This window comes from Streptomyces sp. SP18BB07 (assembly GCF_036322545.1).
GTDB lineage: Bacteria > Actinomycetota > Actinomycetes > Streptomycetales > Streptomycetaceae > Streptomyces > Streptomyces deccanensis.
Genome location: NZ_JAQYWT010000188.1, coordinates 1 through 340, shown reverse-complemented (window position 1 = coordinate 340; position 340 = coordinate 1). Strand labels below are relative to the sequence as shown.

The window sequence follows — 340 nt, the reverse complement described above, 5'->3', positions numbered from 1 at the left end:
GTTTTTTGGTGTTGTGTGGGGGTTTGGGGGGGGGGTTGTGTGGGTGTGGTGGGGGGGTGGTGGTGGGTTGCGGGGGTTTGTGTGGGGGGGTTTTGTTTGGGGCGGGTGGTGTTTTGTTTGTTGTTTCGGGGTGCGGCCCCCCCCGAGATCTACACCTCCGCGGCCCTTGCGCCCCTACCCGACGGTCTTCCGTTCTTTCAGGCCGAGACCGGGCTGGTCGGACTTGATGCCGATCTGGATCTTGTCGCCGCCACCGGCGCCGGAGCCGGAGCCGCCGTCGTTGCCGGTGCTGTCGTCGCCGCCGCACGCGGGGGCGGTCAGGGCGAGGACGAGGGCGGCG

At 68.5% G+C, this 340-nt stretch carries 1 pseudogene; it reads right to left on the bottom strand.

Going from position 1 to position 340, the window contains the following annotated elements:
- Positions 1-192: 192 nt before the first annotated feature.
- A pseudogene (locus tag PUR53_RS01795) lies at positions 193-340 on the bottom strand (glutamate-binding protein); the annotation flags it as partial.